The 17,099-nt window shown below is 75.0% G+C and carries 15 protein-coding genes, 1 pseudogene and 1 riboswitch; of the genes and pseudogenes, 7 read left to right on the plus strand and 9 right to left on the minus strand.

Going from position 1 to position 17,099, the window contains the following annotated elements; genetic code table 11:
* Window positions 1-136: 136 nt before the first annotated feature.
* The 3 genes from ETD96_RS05980 (at window position 137) to ETD96_RS05990 (ending at window position 2,434) form a co-directional block, all read left to right on the plus strand.
* Window positions 137-1,570: an amidohydrolase family protein gene (locus tag ETD96_RS05980; protein WP_138635261.1), complete on the plus strand. Its 1,434-nt coding sequence runs from the start codon at window positions 137-139 to the stop codon at window positions 1,568-1,570.
* 124 nt (window positions 1,571-1,694) lie between these two features.
* Entirely contained in the window at window positions 1,695-2,141 is a 447-nt protein-coding gene (locus tag ETD96_RS05985) for a hypothetical protein (protein ID WP_138635262.1), read from the plus strand.
* A 29-nt stretch (window positions 2,142-2,170) separates the two neighbouring features.
* Entirely contained in the window at window positions 2,171-2,434 is a 264-nt protein-coding gene (locus tag ETD96_RS05990; protein ID WP_138635263.1) for a hypothetical protein, read from the plus strand.
* A 111-nt stretch (window positions 2,435-2,545) separates the two neighbouring features.
* Here the strand turns inward: ETD96_RS05990 and ETD96_RS05995 are convergent, their stop codons facing one another.
* From ETD96_RS05995 to cobF, 5 genes are all read right to left on the minus strand, one after another.
* A complete protein-coding gene (locus tag ETD96_RS05995; protein ID WP_138635264.1) occupies window positions 2,546-2,830 on the minus strand; it encodes a DUF6295 family protein in 285 nt (94 codons plus the stop codon).
* Between the two features lie 27 nt (window positions 2,831-2,857).
* Complete coding sequence (locus ETD96_RS06000) at window positions 2,858-3,601, minus strand: dienelactone hydrolase family protein (protein WP_138635265.1); 744 nt, start codon at window positions 3,599-3,601, stop codon at window positions 2,858-2,860.
* Between the two features lie 67 nt (window positions 3,602-3,668).
* Window positions 3,669-4,505, minus strand: coding sequence for an undecaprenyl-diphosphate phosphatase (locus ETD96_RS06005; protein ID WP_138635266.1), 837 nt, complete (start codon window positions 4,503-4,505; stop codon window positions 3,669-3,671).
* Between the two features lie 152 nt (window positions 4,506-4,657).
* Window positions 4,658-5,779: a 5-methyltetrahydropteroyltriglutamate--homocysteine S-methyltransferase gene (locus ETD96_RS06010; protein WP_138635267.1), complete on the minus strand. Its 1,122-nt coding sequence runs from the start codon at window positions 5,777-5,779 to the stop codon at window positions 4,658-4,660.
* 185 nt (window positions 5,780-5,964) lie between these two features.
* A complete protein-coding gene (gene cobF, locus ETD96_RS06015) occupies window positions 5,965-6,720 on the minus strand; it encodes a precorrin-6A synthase (deacetylating) (protein ID WP_205719124.1) in 756 nt (251 codons plus the stop codon).
* Between the two features lie 73 nt (window positions 6,721-6,793).
* On the opposite strand from cobF, the gene cbiE reads away from it, so the two are divergent.
* The 3 genes from cbiE to ETD96_RS06030 are packed head-to-tail and all read left to right on the plus strand — an operon-like array spanning window position 6,794 to window position 9,470.
* Window positions 6,794-7,999: a precorrin-6y C5,15-methyltransferase (decarboxylating) subunit CbiE gene (cbiE, locus tag ETD96_RS06020; RefSeq protein WP_240807291.1), complete on the plus strand. Its 1,206-nt coding sequence runs from the start codon at window positions 6,794-6,796 to the stop codon at window positions 7,997-7,999.
* Complete coding sequence (gene cobM, locus ETD96_RS06025; RefSeq protein ID WP_138635270.1) at window positions 7,996-8,751, plus strand: precorrin-4 C(11)-methyltransferase; 756 nt, start codon at window positions 7,996-7,998, stop codon at window positions 8,749-8,751. Before cbiE ends, cobM begins: the two co-directional genes overlap by 4 nt.
* Entirely contained in the window at window positions 8,736-9,470 is a 735-nt protein-coding gene (locus ETD96_RS06030; protein WP_138635271.1) for a cobalt-precorrin-6A reductase, read from the plus strand. Before cobM ends, ETD96_RS06030 begins: the two co-directional genes overlap by 16 nt.
* Here ETD96_RS06030 and ETD96_RS06035 read toward each other — a convergent pair.
* The 3 genes from ETD96_RS06035 to ETD96_RS06045 are packed head-to-tail and all read right to left on the minus strand — an operon-like array spanning window position 9,461 to window position 12,698.
* Window positions 9,461-10,948, minus strand: coding sequence for a precorrin-2 C(20)-methyltransferase (locus tag ETD96_RS06035; protein ID WP_138635272.1), 1,488 nt, complete (start codon window positions 10,946-10,948; stop codon window positions 9,461-9,463). The genes ETD96_RS06030 and ETD96_RS06035 overlap by 10 nt on opposite strands.
* A complete protein-coding gene (locus ETD96_RS06040) occupies window positions 10,948-11,565 on the minus strand; it encodes a precorrin-8X methylmutase (RefSeq protein ID WP_138635273.1) in 618 nt (205 codons plus the stop codon). The genes ETD96_RS06035 and ETD96_RS06040 overlap by 1 nt, the downstream gene beginning before the upstream one ends.
* 32 nt (window positions 11,566-11,597) lie before the next feature.
* A complete protein-coding gene (locus ETD96_RS06045; protein WP_138635274.1) occupies window positions 11,598-12,698 on the minus strand; it encodes a precorrin-3B synthase in 1,101 nt (366 codons plus the stop codon).
* 71 nt (window positions 12,699-12,769) lie between these two features.
* A riboswitch (cobalamin riboswitch) is annotated at window positions 12,770-12,893 on the plus strand.
* Between the two features lie 52 nt (window positions 12,894-12,945).
* Here ETD96_RS06045 and cobN point away from each other — a divergent pair.
* Window positions 12,946-16,572: a cobaltochelatase subunit CobN gene (cobN, locus tag ETD96_RS06050; protein ID WP_205719126.1), complete on the plus strand. Its 3,627-nt coding sequence runs from the start codon at window positions 12,946-12,948 to the stop codon at window positions 16,570-16,572.
* Here cobN and ETD96_RS06055 read toward each other — a convergent pair.
* Window positions 16,527-17,099 (minus strand): annotated as a pseudogene (locus tag ETD96_RS06055) (cobyrinate a,c-diamide synthase); the annotation flags it as partial. The gene cobN and the pseudogene ETD96_RS06055 sit on opposite strands and share 46 nt — an antisense overlap.

Genomic DNA, 17,099 nt, shown 5'->3' on the forward strand with positions numbered 1-17,099 from the left:
CCCGCATCCGTAGCGGTCAAGTGGTTGACACTTTGACTAGCGGTGACGAGAGTGGCTCCCAGCAGGTGTGACCGTAGAGCGGACATTGGTCCGTGGCAGCTCCCGGCGGTCGGGCCCCAAGACGAGGAGAGCGATGATGAGCGAGTTCGAGCCGGGGCGCCCCCTGGTGCTGCGCGGCGGCACGGTGCTGCCGATGACCGACGGACGCGCGGTCCTGGACGGCGCCGACGTCCTCATCGAGGGCGACCGGATCACCGCGGTCGGCCCCGGCCTCCCGGTGCCGGACGGCACCGCCGAGATCGACGCGTCCGGCGGCGTCGTCATGCCCGGGATGATCGACACGCACCGGCACATGTGGCAGACCGCGATGCGCGGCTACGGCGCCGACTGGACGCTGACCCAGTACTTCGTCTGGTACTACCTGGAGCACGGCAAGCGGTTCCGGCCCGAGGACGTGCACGCCGGGAACCTGCTCGCGGCGATCGAGGCGATCGACGCCGGGGTCACCACGGTCGTCGACTGGTCGCACGGCCTGCAGACCCCCGGCCACGCCGACGCGGCCGTGGACGCGCTGCGCGCGGTCCCCGGGCGGTTCGTCCTCGCCTACGGCAACATCCAGGCGCCGCCCGCCGAGTGGACCGCGACGCCGGAGTTCCGCGGCCTCGCGGGAAAGCTCGCCGGGGGTGACATGCTCGGCTTCCAGGTCGCGTTCGACGTGCTCGGCGACCCGTCTTTCCCGGAGAGGCCCGCCTTCGAGACCGCCCGCGACCTCGGCGTCCCCGTCACCACCCACGCCGGCGTCTGGGGCGCGACCAGCGACGAGGGCATCAAGCAGATGCACGACCACGGGTTCATGACGCCCGAGACGGTGTACGTGCACGCCGCGTCCCTGTCCGCGGACTCCTACCACCGCATCGCCGCCACCGGCGGCTCCATCTCGGTGTCGACGGAGAGCGAGCAGAGCGCCGGGCAGGGCTACCCGCCCACCTGGGCGCTGCGCTCGCACGGCATCCCGGTGTCGCTGTCGATGGACACGAGCGTGTGGTGGAGCGGCGACCTGTTCTCCGCGATGCGCGCGACGCTCGGCGCCGACCGCTCCCGCATGCACCTGGAGGCGCACGGCAACGGCGACACCGTCACCCACTGCAGCCTGCGCGCCGACCAGGTCGTGGACTGGGCCACCCGCGGCGGCGCCCGCACACTGGGCCGCGCCGACCTCGGCAGCCTCGAACCCGGCAAGAAGGCCGACGTCGTCCTGATCAAGAACGACCACTCGCCGGTGTCGTTCCCCGTCCTCAACCCCTACGGGCACGTCGCGTTCCAGGCGCAGCGCGGGGACGTCCACACCGTCGTGGTGAACGGGCGCGTGGTCAAGCACGACCACCGGCTGGTGGGCGTCGACCTGGCCGCCGCGCGCCGCGAGGTCGAGGCGACGGTGGAGTACCTGCGCGGGTCGATGGGCGAGGAGGCGTGGGCGGCGGGCATGAACCCCGACGTCCCCGAGACCAAGATCCTCGACAATCCGTACACCTACACGGACTACCGCAGCGACGCCACCCGCACCCGGTGAGCCGCGCGCCCGCCGGAAGGGGCTCGACGTTCTCTTGACGCTCCTTCAAAAAACTGTATAACTTCGCGGAGCACGGCTCCGAGCCGCCCGCGCCCCGCACGCCGGCCGCGAACCGAGGTGACCGATGGACCTGTTCGCCGCACCGACGACGCTCGCCGACCGGCGCGCGGACGGCTCGATCGTCCTGGAGTCCGCGCTCGCGCCCGTCCCCCCTGCCGCGAGCATGGTGCACCTCTTCCGGGACGCCGCCGCCGCGCGTCCCGGCCGGCTCCTCGTCGCCGACCGGGACCGCGGCGCGTGGCGGCGCGTCGGCTACGGCGAGGCGCGGCGGAAGGCCGACGGCCTCGCACAGGCACTGCTGGACCGGGGCGCGTCCGGCCGCCCCGTGATGATCCTGTCCGGCAACTCCGTCGAGCACGACGACGCGGACGCCTACGCGACCGCCCTGGACGCGGCCGGCGGGACGCCCCTCGCCGGCCGCGACGCCTTCCAGGCGGGGGCCGCCACCGAGCCGACCGGCGCGGTGGACGACCACTTCGCCCGCGTCGGCTCGTTTCGGACGCCGTCCTGACCGGGCATGACAGCGCCGGCGTCGGCGCGATGGTCTGGCTGGACCCGGCCAGGGCGGCGGCGTGCGCCGACGTCCGCGCGGCGCTGCACCGGCTGAACGCGGGCGCGACCGGGGCGTCCCGGCGGATCGTCCGGCTGCTCGTCCTGGACGACCCGGCCTCACTCGCCCACGGTGAGCTGACCGACAAGGGGTACGTCAACCAGCGTGCCGTGCTCGACCGCCGCGCCGACATGGTCGGCCTCCTGCACACCGACCCGGCCCCCGCGGAGGTGATCCTTCCCGGGGACCGATGAGTTCCGGGAGCGCGCCCGGTCGATACCGACATCGCCGAGTCGCGCCGCGCCCATGCCGGGGAGGGACCGGCGGGGGCGGCGCGACACAGGGGCCGCGCCGCCCGCGGAGCGTCAGGCCGCCGTGGAGTCCCGCCCGGACGCGAGACCGGGCGGGGCGGCCGCGAGCGCCTGCTGGATCGCCGCCACCAGCGCCAGCGCCGCCTCCTCGGTCAGCTCGACCGCGACGCGCGCCGACGGCCCGGCGCCCGGATTGGTGAAGTCGATGTTCACCGTGTGCTCGTGGCACGCGTGGTACGGGTGGTCGACGTAGACGGCGCCGTCGGTCAGCGTGAACCAGCCGGCCGCGCCCTTCGCCGCGCCGTCGAGCTCGACCTTGAAGGTCTGGTAGGTGCACATGGCGTCTCCTCTCAGGCGGTCGGGTGGTCAGGCGGCCAGGTGGCGGCCGAAGAACGCGAAGATCTTCTCCCAGCCGTCCTTGGCGGCGGCGGGCCGGAACGCGGGCCGCTCGACGGCGAAGAACGCGTGCCCGGCGCCCGGATAGGTGTGGAACTCGTGCTCCTTGCCCAGCTTGGTCAGCTCCGCGTCCAGCACGGCGACCTCGTCCGGCGGCGGGGCCTTGTCGTCCTCGCCGAACAGGCCGAGCAGCGGGCACGACAGGTCCGGCGCCTTCGACAGCAGCGGTGTCATCTTCAGCCCGGCGTCCGCCGGCGGCTCGCTGACGACGAACGCGCCGTAGCAGTCGACGGCGGCGTCGATGTCCAGCGAGCAGGCGGCGAGGAACGCCTGCCGCCCGCCGGAGCAGTGCCCGATCACGCCGATCCGCCCGTTGGCGTGCTCCAGCGAGTTCAGGTACGCGGCGGCGCCGGCGACGTCCCCGACGAGCTGCTCGTCCGGCACGCCGCCCTTCGCGCGGGCGGCGGCGGCCTGGTCGTCCGGGCTGACGCCGGCGCCCTCCCGCGAGTACAGGTTCGGGACGACCGCCGCGTACCCGTGCGCGGCGAACGTGCGGGCGAACTCCTTCGTCCCGGCGTCGTACCCGGGCAGGTGGTGGATCAGCACCACGCCGCCGCGCGGGGCGTCGTTCAGCGGACGCGCCAGGTACCCCTCCAGCTCGGCGCCGTCGTGCCCGCCGAAGGCGACGGTCCCGGCCCACATCGCATCGTTCATGACTGTCAGTGCTCCACTTTCATATCGGTCCGTGGACCGTGACAGTCTTCCCCATCCGGGGCGGTCCTCAGGCGTTCAACGTGCCGGCGCCGAGCAGCCCGAACAGCAGCAGCCCGATGACGATCCGGTAGACCACGAACGACGTGAAGCTGTGCCGCGCGACGAAGCGCAGCAGCCAGGCGATGGACGCGTAGGCGACGACGAACGACACCACCGTGCCGACGGCGAGCGGCAGCGCGTCCACCGACGTGCCGAGCGCGGACGGCAGCTCGTAGATGCCGGCGCCGGTCAGCGCGGGGATGCCGAGGAAGAACGACAGCCGGGTCGCGGCGACCCGGTCGAGGCCGAGCATCAGCCCGACCGACATCGTCGCGCCGGACCGGGAGAAGCCGGGGAACAGCATGGCGAGGATCTGCGCCGACCCGATCAGCATCGCGTCGGTGAACGAGGTGTCGTCCTCGCCGCGCTTGTGCCGGCCGAGCCGGTCGGCGAGCCACATCACGACGCTCCCGCCGAGCAGCGACCCGGCGACCACCCACAGCGAGGCGAGCGGCCCCTCGATGGCGTCCTTGGCGGCGACGCCGACGACCACCACCGGGATGGTGGCGAAGATGACCCACCAGCCGAACTTGTAGTCGTGGTGGTACCGCGCGTTCGGGTCGACGATGCCGCGGCCCCACGCCTTCACGATCCGGACGATGTCGGAGAAGAAGTACACCAGCACGGCCGCGATGGCGCCGACCTGGATGACGGCGGTGAAGCCGACGACCGCCTTGTCGTCCACCGGGATGCCCATCAGGCCCTCGGTGATCTTCAGGTGCCCGGTCGAGGACACCGGGAGGAACTCGGTCAGGCCCTCCACGATCCCGAGGACGATCGCCTGCCCGACATTGATGACGCTCAACGACGTTCCTCTCCAGCCCCGTCCCCGCTCCGGCCCTGCGGGATCCGCACCGAGGCTACGCCGGGCGCCGGGCGCGACCTGCGCTCAAGGAGATAACTTCACCCATCATTAACCGAAAGGTCAGGCGCCGGCCGCCGCGGACCGCGGGCGGCCTAGCCCCAGATCTCCTCGGCGGTCTCCGCGATGAGGCGCAGCTTCGCCGCCTGCTGCTCGGCGGTCAGCACGTTCCCCTCGACCGTGGAGGAGAAACCGCACTGCGGCGACAGGCAGATCTGCTCCAGCGGCACGAACCGCGCCGCCTCGTCGACGCGGCGCTTGAGGTCGTCCTTCGACTCCAGCTCCCCGCGCTTGGTGGTGACGAGCCCGAGCACGACCATCTTCCCCGGCGGGACGAACCGCAGCGGCTCGAACCCGCCCGACCTCGCGTCGTCGTACTCCAGGAAGAAGCCGTCCACGTCCAGTTCCCCGAACAGCGCCTCGGCGACGAAGTCGTAGCCGCCCTCGGCCGTCCAGGAGGAGCGGAAGTTGCCCCGGCACATGTGCGTGGTGACGTTCATCCCCTCGGGGCGCCCGGCCAGCGCGGCGTTGATCTGCCGGATGTAGCGCAGGTGCAGGTGCTCGGCGTCGTCGCCCCGCTCGCTGATCATGGCGCGCTGCGCCGGGTCGTTGAGGTAGGCGAGGCTGGTGTCGTCGAGCTGCAGGTACCGGCACCCGAGTTCGCCGAGCCGCCGCACCTGCTCGGCGTACGCGGCGGCGAGGTCGGACCAGAACTCCTCGACGTCGGGGTAGACCGCCGGGTCGATCGCGGCGGGCCCGCCCCGGTAGTGGACCATGTTCGGCGACGGGATCGTCAGCTTCGGCGTCACCCCGTCCCCGGCGGCGTCCCGCAGGAACGCGAAGTGGTCGGCGAAGATCGTCTCCTCCAGCCGGACCTTGCCGTGCACCCGCAGCGCCGCCGTGGTGAATTCGATGTCCCCGGCGTCGCCGTGGAACCGCACCTTGATCTTCTCGTCCGCCGGGCTGATCCCGCCGAGCCGGTAGATGAAGTCCATGTGCCACGACGTGCGGCGGAACTCCCCGTCGGTCGCCGACCGCAGCCCCGCCTCGCGCTGCATGGCGACCACGTCGCGGATGGCGGCGTCCTCGGCCGCGGCCAGCGCCGCGTCGTCGATGCGGCCGGCGGCGTGCTCGCCCCGGGCCGCCAGCAACTCCGGCGGACGCAGCAGGCTGCCGACGTGGTCGGCGCGAAACGGGGGCAGGGTGCGCTGAGACAAGACGGTGCTCCTTCCACGGGAAAGAACGTGGTCCTGCCCAATCTAGGCACGTCTGTAACGGCGATCAATGAATTGCCGAGAATGCATCCCCACCTGCTCCGCATCACCACCGCCGACGGTAGTCAGACAGTTCGCTGACGGGGTGCGCGAGAAAAAGGGCTCCGCGTGGTGCGAGCCCTGCCGGTTCAGTCGTGCGCGGGGGGTTCGCGGCGGAGGAGGTAGGTGTCCATGATCCAGCCCTTGCGGGCGCGGGCCTCGGCGCGGGTGGCGCGGATCTCGTCGGCCACCTCGCGTACCGGGCCGGAGATGAGGATCTCGTCCGGCGTGCCGAGGTAGGCACCCCAGTAGATGTGGAAGTCGTCGCCTGCGCCGGTGAAGGAGCAGTGCGCGTCGAGCATGACGAGGACGTCGTCGGCGGTGGCGCCCTCGGCGGCGAGGCGGCGGCCCGTCGTCAGGTGGACGGGGCGGCCCACCCGCGTCAGCCCGATCCGGTGCCGGGCGGTCAGCGCCGACACGCTGCTGATGCCGGGGATCACCTCGGTCTCGAACTCGGCGTCGACCTCCGCCAGCGCGGCGAGCGTGCTGTCGTAGATCCCGGGGTCGCCCCAGACGAGGAGCGCGCCGGTCTGCCCGTCGGCCAGCTCGTCCCGGACGAAGTCCTCGTAGATGCGGGCGCGGCGGGACCGCCAGTCCTCGACGGCGGCGGTGTAGGCGGGGCCGTCGGCGGTGCGGTCGCGCTCGGGGTCGCGGGCCTCGACGATCCGGTACGGGGCGCGGCCGTGCGCGGCGATGAGGTCGTGCCGCAGCCCGGCCAGGTCGTGCTTGGCCTCGCCCTTGCCGACGAGGAGGAACACGTCGGCGGCGGCGATGGCCTTGGCCGCCTGGAACGTCAGGTGGTCCGGGTCGCCCGCGCCGATGCCGATGATCAAAAGCCGCTTCACCTGGCCAATAGTGCCAGCTATAGACTTGGCGCCGCATTTCACCCGAGCGGCCGGGGGGCCAGTGGACCAGCGTGTGATCACCGTCGTGGGCATCGGCGCCGACGGCTGGGACGGGCTCCCGGAGGTGTCGCGCGCGGCGCTGCGGGAGGCGGACGTGCTGCTCGGCGGCGCCCGGCAGCTCGGGCTCGTCCCGGACGGAGGCGCCGAGCGGGTCGCGTGGCCGTCCCCGCTGCTCCCGGCGCTTCCCGGGCTGGTCGAGCGGTACGCGGGACGCGCCGTCGCCGTGCTGGCGAGCGGCGACCCCATGTTCTACGGGATCGGCTCCACGCTCGCGGACCTGGTCGGCCCCGGACGGCTGCGGGTGCTGCCGCATCCGTCGTCGGCGTCGCTGGCGTGCGCCCGGCTCGGCTGGCCGCTGGACCGCACCGACGTCGTCAGCTTCGTCGGCCGCCCCGCCGAGACGCTGAACGCGCTCGTCGCGCCGGGCCGCCGCGTGCTCGTCCTCGGCGCCGGGCGGGAGGCGCCGATGGTCGTCGCGGCGCTGCTCACCGGCCGCGGCTTCGGCCCGAGCCGGATGACCGTCCTGTCCGACCTCGGCGGTGCGGACGAGGCGGCGGCGCACGGCGTCGCCTCCCGCTGGAGCGGCCCGGCCGCCTCCGCGCTCACCGTCGTCGCCGTCGAGTGCGTGCCCGGGCCGGACGCGGCGCCGCTGCCCCGCGTCGCGGGCCTGCCCGACGACGCCTACGAGCACGACGGGCAGATCACCAAGAGCGAGGTCCGGGCGGTGACGCTGGCGCGGCTCGCGCCGCTGCCGGGCGAGCTGCTGTGGGACGTCGGCGCCGGGTCGGGCAGCGTCGCGATCGAGTGGGCGCGGGCGCACCCGTCCTGCGCGGCCGTCGCGGTCGAGAGCCGCCCGGAGCGGGTGGAGCGGATCGGCCGCAACGCCAAGGCCCTCGGCGTGCCGGGCGTCCGCGTCGTGGAGGGCCGCGCCCCGGACGCCCTCGACGGCCTCCCGCGACCGGACGCGGTGTTCATCGGCGGCGGCCTCACCACCCCCGGCCTGCTGGACCGCTGCTGGGACGCGCTCCAGCCCGGCGGCCGCCTCGTCGCCAACGCCGTCACCCTCGAATCGGAGGTGAAGGTGGCCGAGTACCGCCGCACCCACGGCGGGGAGCTGGTCCGCCTCGGCGTGGAGCGCGCCGCGCCGCTCGGCGGGTTCACCGGCTGGCGCCCCGCGATGCCCGTCACCGTCTGGACGGCCCGGAAGGACACCCTGTGACCGTGTACTTCGTCGGCGCCGGCCCCGGCGCCGCCGACCTCATCACCGTGCGCGGCCTGCGGGTGCTGGAGTCGGCGCCGGTGTGCCTGTACGCGGGGTCGCTGGTGCCGCGCGAGCTGCTGGACGCGTGCCCGCCCGGCGCCCGCCGCGTCGACACCGCGAACCTGACCCTCGACGAGATCACCGCCGAGCTGACCGCCGCGCACCGCGCCGGCCTGGACGTCGCTCGGCTGCACTCCGGCGACCCGTCGGTGTTCAGCGCGGTCGCCGAGCAGATGCGGCGGCTCGACGCGGCGGGCGTGCCGTACGAGGTCGTCCCCGGCGTCCCGGCGTTCGCGGCGGCGGCGGCCTCGCTCGGGCGGGAGCTGACCGTCCCCGGCGTCGGGCAGACCGTCATCCTGACCCGCACCGCCGTGCGCGCCACCCCGATGCCGCCCGGCGAGGACCTCGCGACCCTCGGCGCGAGCGGCGCCACGATGGTGCTGCACCTCGCCGTCCAGCGCATCGACGAGGTCGCGGCCGAGCTGCGGCCGCACTACGGCGCGGACTGCCCGGTCGCGGTCGTCGCCCGCGCCAGCCGCGCGGACGAGCTGGTGCTGCGCGGCACCCTCGCCGACATCGCCGGGCTGGTCCGGCAGGCCGGGGTGAAGCGCACCGCCGTGATCGTGGTCGGCCGGGTGCTGACGGCGTCGGCGTTCCCCGACAGCCACCTCTACAGCACGGGCCGGGACCGGGCGTGCGGCGCGTCCTGATCCTCGGCGGCACCGCCGAGGCCCGCGCCCTCGCCGCCGCGCTGGCGGACGCGCGCCCGGACGTCCACGTCGTGTCGTCCCTCGCCGGGCGCGTCACCGACCCGCGCCTGCCGGTGGGGGAGGTGCACGTCGGCGGGTTCGGCGGCGCCGAAGGGCTCGCCGCCTGGCTCCGCGACCACCGGACCGACCGCCTCGTGGACGCCACGCACCCGTTCGCGGAGCGGATGAGCGCCTCCGCCGCGCGGGCGTCCCGGCTGACCGGCGTGCCGCTGCTCGCGCTGCGCCGCCCCGGCTGGACGGAAGGGGACGGCGACGACTGGCACCGCGTCCCGTCCCTGCCGGCCGCCGCCGAGGCCCTGCCCGCAGGAGCCCGCGCGTTCCTCACCACGGGCCGCCGCAGCATCCCGGTGTTCGCCGCCCGCGCCGACGCGTGGTTCCTCGCCCGGTCGGTGGACCCGCCGGAGCCGCCCGTCCCGTCCAACGTGGAGGTCCTGCTCGCGCGCGGCCCCTACACCGTGGACGGCGAGCGCGCGCTGATCGGCGCCCACCGCCTGACCGTGCTGGTCACCAAGGACAGCGGCGGCGCCATGACCCGCGCGAAGCTCACCGCCGCCCGAGACGCGGGCATCCCGGTCGTCATGGTCGACCGGCCGCCGCCCCCCGAAGGCGTCCGGACGACCCACGACGTGGCGGCGGCCGCCGCCTGGGCTCAGGGGTAGCGGCGCGGCGTGTAGACCACGCCCTTGTCGGTGACCCGCGTGGTGGACGACCCCACGATGACCAGGCAGCGCATGTCGACCCGCTCCGGGTCGAGCTTGCCGAGCGTCGTCACCGCCACGCTCTCCTCGGGGCCGCCGACGTCGCGTCCGATCACCACCGGCGTCTCGGGGGAGCGGTGCTCCAGCAGCAGGTCCCGCGCCGCCGGGAGCTGGTGCCGGCGCCGACTGGACGACGGGTTGTAGAGCGCCACGACCAGGTCGGCCGCGGCCGCCGCGGACAGCCGCCGCGCGATCGCGTCCCACGGTTTGAGGATGTCCGACAGCGACAGCACGCAGAAGTCGTGGCCGAGCGGCGCGCCCGCCCGCGCCGCGACGGCCTGCGCCGCCGTCAGCCCCGGCACGACCTGCACCGGCACGTCCGCGAACGCGTCGTCGGCCGCCGCCTCCAGCACCGCCGCCGCCATCGCGAACACGCCCGGGTCGCCGGACGAGACGACGGCGACGCGCGCCCCGTCCCGCGCGAGCGCCAGCGCGTGCCGGGCCCGGTCGGCCTCCACCCGGTTCCCGGACGCGTGCCGCCGCTGCCGCGGGTTCGGCGGCACCCGGTCCAGGTAGGGGCCGTAGCCGACGAGGTCGGTCGCGGACGCGAGTACGTCCTGCGCCTCCGGGGTGAGCCAGGCCCGTCCCGCCGGGCCGAGCCCGACCACCCACACCCCGCCGGGGCCCTCCGGCCGGGCCGGGGGCGGCGCCTCGAACGACCGCTCCGCCGGGCTCGTCAGCAGGGCGAGCGACATGTACGGGACGTCCGCCGGGTCGACCTCGGCGAGCGGCGCGACCCGCTGCCGGCCGGTGGACGCCCGCTCGACGTACCAGGCGTCGCCGAGCCGGCCCGCGTCCTCGAAAGCCTGCCTGACCTTGGGGAACGTCCGGCCGAGCTTGAGCACGGCCGCCGCGTCCGCCGCGCGCAGCCGCTCGGCCAGCTCGTCGCCGGGCAGCGTCCCCGGCAGGACGGTCAGCGTCTCCTCCCGCTCCGCCAGCGGACGCCCGGCCGCCGCCGACGCCGCGCTCACCGACGTCACGCCGGGCACCACCTCGGCCGGGTAGTGCGGAGCGAGCCGCTTGTGCAGGTGCATGTAGGACCCGTAGAACAGCGGGTCGCCCTCGCTCAGCACCACGACCGTCCGGCCCGCGTCGAGGTGCGCGGCGAGGCGGGCGGCGCAGTCGGCGTAGAAGTCGTCGAGCGCGCCCTGGTAGCCGCCCGGATGGGCGGTCGTCTCCGTCGTCACCGGGTAGACGAGCTGCTCCTCGATCCGGCCGTCCCGCAGGTAGGGTTCGGCCGCCGACCGGGCGATGCTGCGGCCGTGCCGCGCGCAGTGGAAGGCGACCACGTCCGCCTCGCCGATCAGCCGCGCCGCCTTCACCGTGACCAGCTCCGGATCGCCGGGGCCGACGCCCACGCCGAACAGCCGTCCCGCCATCACTCCGCCTCACTGGCGATGGCGTTGACCGCCGCCGCCGTCATCGCGCTGCCGCCGCGCCGCCCGCGCACCACCAGGTGGTCGAGCCCGCTCGCGGCGAGCGCCTCCTTCGACTCGGCCGCGCCGATGAACCCGACCGGGATCCCGAGCACCGCCGCCGGACGCCCCGCGCCCGCCGCCACCAGCTCCAGCAGCCGGAACAGCGCGGTCGGCGCGTTGCCGATCGCCACGACCGACCCCTCCAGCCGGTCCAGCCACAGGTCGAGCGCCGCCGCGCTGCGCGTGGTGCCGAGCCGCTCCGCCAGCGCGGGCACCTCCGGCTCGCCCAGCGCGCACACCACGTCGTTGCCCGCCGGCAGCCGCGCGCGCGTGATACCGGACGCGACCATCCGCGCGTCGCACAGGACCGGCGCGCCGTCGAGCAGCGCCGCCCGCGCCCGCGCCACCACCCCCGGCGACCAGCCCAGATCCCGGACGAGGTCGGTCATCCCGCAGGCGTGGATCATCCGCACCGCGACCCGCGCGACGTCGTCCGGCAGGCCCGACAGGTCGGCCTCCGCGCGGATCGTCGCGAAGGACCGCCGGTAGATCTCGGCGCCGTCCCGGACGTACTCCATCACCGCTGCTCCTCAAGCATGTTCAGCACGACTCAGCCGTTCTCAGCCGACTCGGCCGTTCTCAACACGACGGGACCGCGGGGCGTCCCGCAGTGCCGCTCGCATCCCGTCCAGTGGACGGGCGTCTCGGGTGCGCGCTCCAGCCCGGCGACCCACCGCCGCGCCGCGCCCAGCACATCGCCGCGCGACTTCGCGCAGCCGGGGCTCCCGGTGCAGGCCGTGACGCCGACCCACGGCGACGCGGCGTCGACCGCGAAACCCGCCTCAGCCAGCACCGCCGCGACCTCTCCGGCCTCGCCGGAGGCCAGGTCCCGCAGCACGGCGCTCCGCCACGGCGTGATCCGCACGCTGCCGGAGACCCCGGCGAGCGCCTCGGCCTGCGCGCCCGACATCCGCCCGAGCGGCGGCACGACCTCCAGCGCGACGAGCCCGTCCCGCTGCCGGACGACCCCGGCGTGCGGCGGCCGGGGCTCAGGAGGCGCGCCGGGCTCTTCCGCGCTCGCGCCGAGCCGCCCGGCGATGAGCCGCGCGCCGTCCGGCACCTCCGCCACCCGCCACGCGTCCCCCCGGACGTCGAGGAATCCCTCCGCAGCCGCGACCAGCAGCGCGACCGCGTCACCGGCCGGAAGGGAGACCCGCGTCCCGGCGATGTGGAGGCCGTCCGGCGCGTAGGTCAGGTCGGCGTCCAGGCCGGCGGCGTCGCCGGTGCCGTCGTCCAGCGCGAACAGGAAGCGGCCCGGCAGACCGGCCAGCCGCGGGTTCGCGCACAGCGCCCGGTCGAGGGCCGTGACCAGCGGATCCGTCACCAGCACACCGCGCGGGCCGCGCCCGCCGAGCGGGGACGCGACGATGTTGCGCACCCGCTCGTGGGACGGCGACGGCAGCAGCCCCGCCGCCTCCAGGCGCGCCGCGAGCGCCGCCGGATCGCGGACGCCGCGCAGCTGCGCGTTGCCGCGCGAGGTGAGTTCGATCACGTCGCGGCCCAGCTCGCGGGCGGCGGCGCCGAGCACTCCGAGCTGCGCGGACGACACCGCGCCGCCCGGCACCCGGACGCGCGCCAGCGATCCGTCGGCGGCGTCGTGGGTGCGCAGCGCACCGGGGCACGCGTCGGCGTGCGGTCTGGCAATCGGCACGGGGAGGATGTTAACCACACTTTGCGGGCGGGCCGCGCTGCCGTACTCTTCTCCCCAGGCGATGGCAATGGGAGGAAGCCGGTGTGAATCCGGCGCGGTCCCGCCACTGTGACCGGGGAGCGAACCCCGCTTGAGGCCACTGTCCGCACGGACGGGAAGGCCGGGGCGAGCATCGATCCGGGAGCCAGGAGACTCCTGCCGTCGCGACACCCGCTACCGGGGCGAGGACCCCAGGGGAGGAACGGCCGTGTCCGCTGGCACCGTGCTGCTGCTGTCGACGTCCGACACCGATCTGCTGAGCGCCCGCGCGTCCGGCGCCGACTACCGCCTCGGCAATCCCGCCCGGCTCACCGCCGCCGACCTGCCCGGCCTGACCGAGGGCGCCGACCTCGTCGTGGTCCGGCTGCTCGGCGGCCGGCGCGCCTGGGAGGACGGGCTCGACGCGCTGCTCGCCGGCCCCCGCCCGGTCGTCGTCCTCGGCGGCGAGCAGGCCCCCGACGCCGAGCTGATGGAGCTGTCCCGGCTCAGCGGCGGGGTCGCCGGCGGCGTGTGCGCCGAAGCCCACGCCTACCTCGCGCACGGCGGGCCCGCCAACCTCGCCGAGCTGCACGCGTTCCTCACCGACACCCTGCTGCTGACCGGGCGCGGGTTCGCGCCCGCGGCCGCCACGCCGACGTGGGGACGGCTCGAACGCGAGCCCCGCACCACCGAGGGCCCCGTCGTCGGCGTGCTCTACTACCGCGCCCACCACATGGCCGGGAACACCGCGTTCGCCGAGGCGCTGTGCGCGGCCGTCGAGGACGCGGGCGGGCAGGCCATGCCCGTCTTCTGCTCGTCCCTGCGCACCGCCGAACCCGAGCTGCTCGACACCCTCCGCCGGGCGGACGTGCTGGTCGTGACCGTCCTCGCGGCGGGCGGGTCCAAGCCCGCGACCGCCGGGGCCGGCGGCGACGACGAGGCGTGGGACGTCGGCGCCCTCGCCGCGCTCGACGTCCCGATCCTGCAGGGCCTGTGCCTCACCACGAGCCGCGCCGACTGGGAGGCGAGCGACGACGGGCTGTCCCCGCTGGACGCCGCGTCGCAGGTCGCGATCCCCGAGTTCGACGGCCGCATCATCACCGTCCCGTTCTCGTTCAAGGAGATCGACGAGGACGGCCTCACCGTCTACCGGGCCGACCCGGAGCGGGCCGCGCGCGTCGCCGGGATCGCCGTCCGGCACGGCCGCCTGCGGCACACCCCGCCCCCCGAGCGCCGCGTCGCCGTGATGCTGTCGGCGTACCCGACCAAGCACTCGCGCGTCGGGAACGCCGTCGGGCTCGACACCCCGGCGAGCACCGTCCGGCTGCTGGCCCGCCTCCGCGACGCGGGCCACGACCTCGGCGAGGGCTTCCCCGGCGTCGGCGACTCCGCGGACGGCTCCGCCGGCGACCTGGACGGCGACGCGCTGATCCACGCGCTCATCGCCGCCGGCGGCCAGGACGAGGACTGGCTCACCGAGGAGCAGCTCGCGGGCAACCCGGTCCGCATCTCCGCCGCGTCCTACGAGCGCTGGTACCGGACGCTCCCCGAGGAGCTGCGCGGCGAGATGGAGCTGCACTGGGGGCCGCCGCCCGGGCAGCTGTTCGTCCAGGACGGCGACATCGTCCTCGCCGCGCTCCGCGCCGGGAACGTCGTCGTCATGGTGCAGCCGCCGCGCGGCTTCGGGCAGAACCCCATCGCGATCTACCACGACCCCGACCTGCCGCCCAGCCACCACTACCTGGCCGCCTACCGGTGGCTGTCGGACGAGTTCGGCGCGCACGCGATCGTCCACGTCGGCAAGCACGGCAACCTGGAATGGCTGCCGGGCAAGGCGGCGGGCATGTCGGCGTCGTGCGGCACCGACGCCGCGCTCGGCGACGTCCCGCTGATCTACCCGTTCCTCGTCAACGACCCGGGGGAGGGGACGCAGGCCAAGCGCCGCGCGCACGCCGTCCTCGTCGACCACCTGGTCCCGCCGATGGCCCGCGCCGAGACCTACGGCGACATCGCCCGCCTCGAACAGCTGCTGGACGAGCACGCGACGATCGCCGCGATGGACCCGGCGAAGCTGCCCGCGATCCGCGCCCAGATCTGGACGCTGATCCAGGCCGCGAAGCTCGACCACGACCTCGGCCTGGACGACCGCCCGCACGACACCGAGTTCGACGACTTCCTCCTGCACGTGGACGGCTGGCTGTGCGAGGTGAAGGACGCGCAGATCCGCGACGGCCTCCACGTCCTCGGGCAGGCCCCGCGGGGCGCGGCCCGCGTCGACCTGGTGCTGGCGATGCTGCGCGCCCGGCAGATGTGGTCGGGACGGGAGACGCTGCCCGGCCTGCGCGAGGCGCTCGGCCTGACCGAGGACGGCACCGAGGCCCTCACCGCCGTCGACGCCGCCGAGACCGCCGCCCGCGGCCTCGTCCAGGCCATGGAGGACGCCGGCTGGGCCGTGGACGCGGTCGCCGAAGCCGCCCGGCAGATCCCCGAGGAGCGCCGCGAACTCGTGGCCCGCGTGCTGGAGTTCGCCGCCGCCGAGATCGTCCCCCGGCTGGCCCGCACGTCCGACGAGCTCGACCACGTCCTGCACGCGCTGGACGGCGGCTACATCCCGGCCGGGCCGAGCGGGTCGCCGCTGCGCGGCCTCGTCAACGTCCTGCCGACCGGCCGCAACTTCTACTCGGTGGACCCGCGCGCCGTCCCGAGCCGCCTCGCCTGGGAGACCGGGCAGGCGATGGCCGACTCCCTCCTGGACCGCTACCGCGCCGACCACGGCGAATGGCCCCGCTCCGTCGGCCTGTCGGTGTGGGGGACGAGCGCGATGCGCACCGCCGGGGACGACGTCGCCGAGGTGCTCGCGCTGCTCGGCGTCCGCCCCGCCTGGGACGAGGCGTCCCGCCGCGTCACCGCCCTGGAGCCGATCCCCCTCGCCGAGCTGGGACGGCCCCGCATCGACGTGACCGTCCGCATCAGCGGCTTCTTTTGGGACGCGTTCCCGCACGTCGTCGCCATGCTGGACGACGCCGTCCGGCTCGTCGCGGGCCTCGACGAGCCCGACTCCGCCAACCACGTCCGCGCCCACGTCCGGGCCGACCGGGAGGAGCACGGCGACGAGCGGCGCGCCGCCCGCCGCATCTTCGGGTCGCCGCCCGGCGCGTACGGGGCGGGGCTGCTGCCGCTCATCGACAGCCGCAACTGGCGCGACGACGCCGACCTCGCCGAGGTGTACGCGGTGTGGGGCGGCCACGCCTACGGCCGCGACCTCGACGGCGTGCCCGCCCGCGACGACATGGAGAGCGCCTACCGCCGTATCGCGGTCGCCGCCAAGAACGTCGACACCCGCGAGCACGACATCGCCGACTCCGACGACTACTTCCAGTACCACGGCGGCATGATCGCCACGGTCCGGGCGCTGACCGGGAAGGCGCCGGAAGCCTACGTCGGCGACAGCACCCGCCCTGACGCCGTCCGCACCCGCACCCTCTCGGAGGAGACCGCCCGCGTCTTCCGGGCCCGCGTCGTGAACCCGCAGTGGCTCGCCGCGATGCGCCGCCACGGCTACAAGGGCGCGTTCGAGCTGGCCGCGACCGTCGACTACCTGTTCGGCTACGACGCCACCACCGGCGTCATGGCCGACTGGATGTACGACCGGCTCACCGCCGCCTACGTCCTCGACGACGAGAACCGCGAGTTCATGGAGAAGTCGAACCCGTGGGCGCTGCACGGCATCGCCGAGCGGCTGCTGGAGGCGGCCGAGCGCGGCATGTGGGAGCACCCCGACCCGGAGGTCCTCCAGGGCCTCCAGGAGGTCTACCTCAAGACCGAGGGCGACCTGGAGGACGACACGAGCCGCTGAGCCGCCTCCGGGCACCCGGCCCAGTGCAGGTGCAGGTAGGACGCGGTGATCCGGTCGCCGCCGAAGCCGTCCGCGCCGGTCCCGCCGCCGTCCCGCCAGCGGAACAGCGGCTCGCCGCCGCCGGTCAGGACCGTCCGGTGGAACTCGTGGCCGTGGAACCGCTCGCCAGGACGGGTCAGCAGCGAGGACCCGACGGCGACTGCCTCCCGGTAGCCGAGCGTGAGCCGCGGCGTCATCCGCGCCCGCCCCGGCACGAGCCCGCACATCGCCTGACCGTCGAGTTCCTCGCAGAGATAGAGGAGCCCCGCGCATTCGGCGGCGACCGGTCCGCCGAACGCCGCCACGGACGCCAGCATCGGCGCGTTGGCGGCCAGCTCCGCGGCGTGCACCTCGGGGAACCCGCCGCCGATGACGAGCGCGGCCGTCCCGTCCGGCAGCGCCGCGTCCCGCAGCGGGTCGAACACCGCCACGTCCGCGCCCGCCGCCCGCAGCAGCTCCACATGCTCCCCATAAGAGAAGGTGAACGC

The organism is Actinomadura geliboluensis (assembly GCF_005889745.1).
In the GTDB taxonomy this organism is placed as follows: domain Bacteria; phylum Actinomycetota; class Actinomycetes; order Streptosporangiales; family Streptosporangiaceae; genus Spirillospora; species Spirillospora geliboluensis.

Coding starts and splice junctions, on each gene's coding strand:
- ETD96_RS05980 (WP_138635261.1), top strand. CDS start 137: ATGAGCGAGTTCGAGCCGGGGCGCCCCCTGGTGCTGCGCGGCGGCACG.
- ETD96_RS05985 (WP_138635262.1), top strand. CDS start 1,695: ATGGACCTGTTCGCCGCACCGACGACGCTCGCCGACCGGCGCGCGGAC.
- ETD96_RS05990 (WP_138635263.1), top strand. CDS start 2,171: ATGGTCTGGCTGGACCCGGCCAGGGCGGCGGCGTGCGCCGACGTCCGC.
- ETD96_RS05995 (WP_138635264.1), bottom strand. CDS start 2,830: ATGTGCACCTACCAGACCTTCAAGGTCGAGCTCGACGGCGCGGCGAAG.
- ETD96_RS06000 (WP_138635265.1), bottom strand. CDS start 3,601: ATGAACGATGCGATGTGGGCCGGGACCGTCGCCTTCGGCGGGCACGAC.
- ETD96_RS06035 (WP_138635272.1), bottom strand. CDS start 10,948: ATGGCGGGACGGCTGTTCGGCGTGGGCGTCGGCCCCGGCGATCCGGAG.
- ETD96_RS06040 (WP_138635273.1), bottom strand. CDS start 11,565: ATGGAGTACGTCCGGGACGGCGCCGAGATCTACCGGCGGTCCTTCGCG.